The following is a 6,431-nucleotide window of genomic DNA, read 5'->3' on the forward strand; positions in this document are numbered from 1 at the left end:
CATCAGTTTTATGAAATATGTCTTGCTGTTTCCTTTCTTTGTTGTATTCGCACTCATGCTTAATGAAGTGCGGTCCTGGCGATTCAGAAAATATGTACAGGTTGTATCCTACCTTCCTCACTTCCTCTCTTGGGTTGTTATCGCAGGTATCTGGATCAATTCACTCTCTCTTGCTGGATCGGTAAACCAAATCGTTACGTTTTTTGGGGGAGAGGCGGTTGATTTCATGACTGATCGGAGCAAAATCCGTTGGATATTGATGATTTGTGAGGCTTGGAGAAGCCTTGGATGGGATTCAATCATTTTCTATACAGCAATCTTGGCCATCAATCCTTCCTTGTATGAAGCAGCACAGATTGATGGTGCCAGCCGAATGCAGATCATTAGAAACATCATCCTCCCTGCTCTTATCACTCCGATGATTACCATGTTCATTCTTAACCTAGGATTCTTTCTGAACGCAGGATTTGATCAGGTTTTCAATTTTTCAAATCAGGCAGTTGAGAGTACCATCGACATCTTGGATACCTATATTTATCGCATAGGTATCGAGGGAGGTCAGTACTCCTTGGCAACAGCCGTCAGCCTGATCAAAGGCATAGTTGGAGTGTTTTTAGTTTGGGTTACCCATGTATTCTCCAAGAAACTTACAGGTTCGGGGGTGTGGTGATGTTCATAAGAAAACGGATTTCAATTTCCCAAGTTTTATTAGCACTGCTACTTTTTGCATTAACGCTGACAATGCTTGTTCCCTTGTTGAATATCTTGGCAAAATCTCTGTCCAGTCCCACACGTTCAATATCGATGGGGGGTCTGAAGATTCTTCCCCAAGAATTGGACTTTTTGAACTATCGTATAGTGTTCAGCCATCCAATTCTTGTACCTTCACTGATTAACTCGATCATAATAACTGTGGTGGGAACCATCATCAACATCTCGCTTACCACAACAGCTGCCTATGTGTTGACGAGGCCAAATCTCACCTTGAAGCGGCCGATAATGGTCTTTTTGATCATTATGATGTTGTTTGATCCTGGATTGGTCCCTGAGTACATAGTTGTGCAGAAACTCGGTCTTATGGGAAGCAAGTGGTCAGTGATACTTGTTACCGCAGTCAATGTTTACTATCTGGTCATCATGATGCGCTATTTTGAGAAAGTTCCTCAATCAATTGTGGAAGCTGCGACTATAGATGGGGCAAACCATATCCAGATGCTGATGCGTATTTTCTACCCCCTTAGTAAGGCAGGGGTTGCTACCATCACTATGTTCTATGCAGTGGTCCGTTGGAATGAGTATTTCCGAGCGGGAATCTATCTGACCAGAAAATCCACAGACACCGTGCTGCAAGTGGTTCTCCGTCAGTTTGTAGTTCTTGGGGATACGGTGTCCATTCTCGGACAACAGAATGTCTTTGACTACAATGCTCTCGCCCGTGCAGATTACAGTGCACTCAAGGGAGCAACCATCATTGTGGCAATCATTCCGATTTTGATCATTTATCCCTTTGTATTACGGTTCTATGCGAAAGATATTCTTTCGGGTGGGATCAAAGAATAAGTATTGAGAAAACCAAGGAGGTTTTTATGAAAACAAAAGGTGTAGTATTAGTATTGGTAATGTTGCTTTCAGCTTCAATGCTGTTTGCAGCAGGAGGTAAAGAGGCAGCTCCTGCTTCAGTTGTAGGTGGTATTGGAACTACAGAGAACCCGGTAACGGTGACGTATCTCTGTAAGGATGTTGATCCCATTACCGATGGTGAACAGTTGGGTATATTGGAGAAGAAGATTGAGGAGGGAATGGCAGCACAAGGAACATACGTTGACTTGGTCATTCTTTCAGCTCCGACCGGGTCGTATGCTACGGTTGTTCCCATTGCTTTCAGAACAGGCCAGATCAACCCAGATCTAATCTATTTTCAGGGTAATGACCAGCCATTGGCCCAAGAAGGTTTGCTTGAAGATTTAACTCCTTACGTTGAAAAATCAACCAATGTTAAAGCTATCATGGCCGACCATAACAAAGCCGCGATGGCAAACTACCCCTACTTGATGTGGTTGGCCCCTGCTCGTGTCCAGATTCCTGTGATGCGGTCTGATTGGTTTGCTCAGCTGAAGAGTAGCAAGGCCTTGCTTGAGAATCCTACGGTGGATAATTACTATGCAATGTTCAAGGAAATCAAGGACACAGGCATGGCAAAATGGGCAATTACCACCGATGGAGGCATTTTGAAACTCGATTCGGTTTTCAACCATGCCTTTGGGGTTACAGCCACCATCGTACAGGAGAATGGCAAGTGGGTTTATTCTGTAGCAACAGAAGCAAATAAAAACAAGTTGGCTTTCTATGCAAAGCTGTATCGTGAAGGACTTCTTGATAATGAATACGTGACCAAGACTTGGGAAACCATGGAACAGGCTTTCTATGAAGGTTCTGCTGCTTTTGTCTCAGGGACCTCAGGTGATGTGGTCAACGTGTATAATAACAAGATGAAGGACACACAAGGCGTGGGGTTGACTGTATTACCTCCTGCCAAGGGTGTCAGTCAAGCATATCAGAGCATAGATGTCACCAAGGAAAGTCGTGGGTTCGCCATCAATGCTTACTCTGAGGTTAAGGATGTTGCATGGGCAGTGCTCGAGTACATGGCAGGTCCTGAGGGTCGTATTCTGGATAAGTTGGGGCTTGAGGGCATCCACTATGAAATGGAGGATGGCAAGTACGTACTGACTGAAAGATTCCCCTCTTGGTGGGCAAAATTCTGGCCAACCATGAATGGACTTGATACTTCAAAAGTAGAAGGGGAAATCCTCTCTCCGGCTGCTCTTGATTCTCTCGATGCTGCAACGGAGTATTTTGCTCCAGATACAAATGTTCTGCTTCCTGAGGACTTGTTGCCCCTGAAGGATGCGATGGACAAGCTGTATCGAGAGTATTCTACAGACATCATTCGTGGCGTGAGACCAGTCTCCGATTTTGATGAGTTTGTCGAGAAGTGGAATGCTGCAGGTGGCCAAAAGATCAGTGACTACCTTGCAACGGTATTGTAAAAATGAATGTACCAGAGGACGGGGGCCTTTGCTCCCGTCCGTGTTGAATGAGGAATTATCATGAATACTTCAGCATATCTCAACCGTCTCTATGCCGGGTTTCTTGGAATGAATATCGGCATTCGTCTCGGAGCACCAGTGGAACCAAGTCACTGGAGCAGTGAACGTATTGAGCGTTTTTATGGAGATATTCATTCGTATGTGAAAGAATTTAAGAATTTTGCGGCTGATGATGATGCCAATGGTCCTGTATTCTTCCTTCGTTCCTTGCTTGATGTAAGCAAATCGGAAGAGTTGCAGCCATCCGATGTGGCTGAAGCATGGTTGAACTATGCACGAGAAGGGATAGGGATGTTTTGGTGGGGCGGCTATGGTGTCAGTACTGAACATACCGCCTATCTTAATTTGAAAGCTGGGATTCCTGCACCACAATCAGGATCCATCCATATAAATGGAAAAACACTTGCTGAACAAATCGGTGGTCAGATTTTTATTGATACGTGGGGGTTTTTGTGTCCAGGTGAACCGACCACTGCATCTGCTTATGCAAGGACCGCTGCCAGTGTTTCCCATGATGGGGAAGGTCTGGAAGGTGCGGCCTTTATTGCAGCGGCAATAGCAAAGGCTTTTGAGACTGATGATGTGAATGCCATTCTTGATGCTGCAATGAGTGAAATTGACAGCCAATCAATATATGCTAATGTGGTTACAGCAGTTAGAGCCTTTCATGCAACACATCCCAATGATTGGAAATTATGTTTGCGCTATCTTCAAAATGAATGGGGATATGATAGATATCCGGGTGTTTGCCACATTATTCCCAATGCAGGGGTATGTATCATGGCGCTTCTTTATGGGAAGACGCTCAGCCGAGGTGTGGAGATTGCCACCATGGCAGGTTGGGATACGGATTGCAATGCAGGAAATGTTGGATCAATCCTTGGGGTCGCTGGTGGGTTGGATTGTGTAGAAGATCACTACAGAAAACCAATCAATGATTTTCTGGTGCTTTCCGGAGTTTCCGGGTATCTGAATATTCTTGACATCCCAACCTATGTCAAGCACCTGTGTGCGCTTTCCCATCGTATGCATAGGAGGGGTGTACCGAAGGATTGCAGTCTCAGAGATGGGACTGTGGACTTTGATTTCGCACTTCCAGGTTCTACCCATGGGTTTCGTGTCTCCAATCCTAATCTCTGTATGACGGTGAATAAAAGCGGTTCCCTGGAGATGGTGTACAACAGAATGAGTCGACCCCAGAGTTGTCGACTCTACTACAAACCCTTCTACAGAAGGAAAGACTTTGATGATGAACGATACATGCCGGTGTTTTCACCCACAGTATATGCAGGGCAGACCCTAACGATGACCTACCAACTTGAGAAGTTCAGTGGGGAGTCGGTAATGATCAGCCCTTATGTACGTAATACTTGGGATGAAGATGTTGTGATGCTCGACTCAAAGGTAATCTATGATGAGGAGAAGCATACCGTTTCCTGTGTGCTTCCCGAACTTGGGGGGGCTATGATTGATGAGATCGGATTGCTCTTTGAAGCAAATTCCCCTGCCAAGAACAGAGATTTTGGGTCATTGCATGTATACTCCTTTGTGTGTGAGGGAAATGCTCATTATCATATTGATCTATCAAAACAATGCAAGGAGTTTCAGTCGATCATTCCATTCAGTCATAACCATGGCGCTTGGGAACTCGTCAAGGATGGAGAGAACAGGACTTGGATGGAGGCCATGACGCTCGATTTTGCCGATGCGATGACCGGTAATTACTACACAAAGGACGTATTGCTGAAGGGATCTGCAATCTGCCATAGTGGCAAATCAGCATTGATAAGCCTACGTGTGCAGGGAGCCCAAAGAGGTTATTATGGAGGATTCTATGCTGGGCATGTAGGTCTTTTCAAAAAGGAGAAAGGGGTGTTGAAGCCTCTTCTCACCAGAGAAGGAACACCATTGGAGGAATCTGTCTATGAGCTTCAATTCAAAGCAAAAGGTGAGATACTGCAATTGGACATTTCAGGATACAAGACATTCACTGTAGAAGACTCAACGTTTGCCCATGGTATGGTTGGGTATGCCACGTATGAACGTGCCAGAGTTGGATTTGGGAATCTGGAAGTAAAGGAGATATAGGAAATGATGAGGCGTGCTCAGTTTGTAGAAGATAGGACTCTTGTTCGTGACCGTGCTGTGGGGGGTCTTGTCGGGCTAGCTGTCGGAGACTCTTTCGGAGATGCTGCCCGGATGCAGGCGAACCGGGAGGGCTATGGATTTATCACTGACTTCAATGCAGGGGCTACTTGGAGTACCGATGATACAGAATTCGCACTTCTTACCGCAAAAACATTGATTGCCTGTGATGGTAAACTAACCACTGATGATGTTGTAGCTGCCTGGTTTGAGGATGTTGTTGTGCAAGATGAATTCAAACGGGGTGGTGCAAGTGAGATAGCAGCAGCAATCAATCTTCGTAGAGGGCTGAGGCCTCCCCAGAGCGGAAAATTCAACACCTTTCATATGAGTGATGGTACAGCTATGAGAATTCCTCCTGTTGGGATAATCTGTGCAGGAGAGCCCGAAGAAGCAGCAAAGATGGCAGAAATTGATGCAACTATCAGTCATTTTGGAGATGGGGTCTGGGGTGCACAGGCTGTAGCGGCGGCTGTAGCTGTGGCCATGGTTGACGGAAGTTTCGAGGAAATTTTCGATGCTGCTCTCTCCCAAATACCATCAGATAGCTGGCTTTATCATAATATGAAACGGGCTTTTTCCATCATTGAAGAAGCGGACGGAAGTATACTGAATTCCTGGATGCAGCTGCATGATGAGATCCGTGCCAGCACCTGGGCAACCACTGCAGAGGCTATTCCCGCAGCCTTTGCTTGTCTGAAACTGGAACACAGTGACTTCAAGCCTGGGTTGGTACTTGCGGGAAATTTTGCGAGGGATGCTGATACCATCGGAGCAGTAGCTGGAGCAATCTTAGGAGCAAAGTATGGCCTTTCTGCTATTCCGAAACACTGGGTGGAGAAAGTACGGTATCCCTCTGGAACCTGTCTCCAGTTCACCAAGGGGATAGACATCGTGGCAATGGGTGAACAATTGGCAGATTTGATTAGGTAATGTAGAATACCCCCCTCTCGACTGAAAGGGGGGGTATGGTGGGAATTTCTCCAGTTTGGCTTTCTGTCTAATACCTTACCGGTTTCCCTTCTCTCTGGCTCCTGTACATGCCTTCAATCAGCTTGACGGTCTCCCTTCCTTCCTCTCCAGAGGAGATGAGAGGGCCTTTCTGCAAGAGTGCCTGGGTGAAGTTCTCAATCTGCAGCGTAAAGAAGTAGGCAACAGGGTCGATCGAGTTGAAGA

At 45.9% G+C, this 6,431-nt stretch carries 6 protein-coding genes; 5 read left to right on the plus strand and 1 reads right to left on the minus strand.

What is annotated here, in order from left to right:
- The 5 genes from AB7S66_RS10680 to AB7S66_RS10700 form a co-directional block, all read left to right on the plus strand.
- Window positions 1-670, plus strand: a 670-nt coding sequence (locus tag AB7S66_RS10680) for an ABC transporter permease subunit (protein ID WP_428519854.1), incomplete at its 5' end; no start/stop codon positions are given.
- Window positions 671-915: 245 nt separating this feature from the next.
- Window positions 916-1,560, plus strand: coding sequence for a carbohydrate ABC transporter permease (locus tag AB7S66_RS10685; protein ID WP_428519856.1), 645 nt, complete (start codon window positions 916-918; stop codon window positions 1,558-1,560).
- 26 nt (window positions 1,561-1,586) lie between these two features.
- Window positions 1,587-3,050: an extracellular solute-binding protein gene (locus AB7S66_RS10690; RefSeq protein WP_428519858.1), complete on the plus strand. Its 1,464-nt coding sequence runs from the start codon at window positions 1,587-1,589 to the stop codon at window positions 3,048-3,050.
- 60 nt (window positions 3,051-3,110) lie between these two features.
- A complete protein-coding gene (locus AB7S66_RS10695; protein WP_428519860.1) occupies window positions 3,111-5,198 on the plus strand; it encodes an ADP-ribosylglycohydrolase family protein in 2,088 nt (695 codons plus the stop codon).
- Between the two features lie 3 nt (window positions 5,199-5,201).
- Window positions 5,202-6,188, plus strand: coding sequence for an ADP-ribosylglycohydrolase family protein (locus AB7S66_RS10700; RefSeq protein ID WP_428519862.1), 987 nt, complete (start codon window positions 5,202-5,204; stop codon window positions 6,186-6,188).
- Window positions 6,189-6,255: 67 nt separating this feature from the next.
- Here the strand turns inward: AB7S66_RS10700 and AB7S66_RS10705 are convergent, their stop codons facing one another.
- Window positions 6,256-6,420 (minus strand): Gfo/Idh/MocA family oxidoreductase, encoded by a 165-nt coding sequence (locus AB7S66_RS10705; RefSeq protein WP_428519815.1) that lies wholly within the window; start codon window positions 6,418-6,420, stop codon window positions 6,256-6,258.
- Between the last annotated feature and the right edge of the window lie 11 nt (window positions 6,421-6,431).

The organism is Sphaerochaeta sp. (genome assembly GCF_050178175.1).
In the GTDB taxonomy this organism is placed as follows: Bacteria; Spirochaetota; Spirochaetia; order Sphaerochaetales; family Sphaerochaetaceae; genus Sphaerochaeta.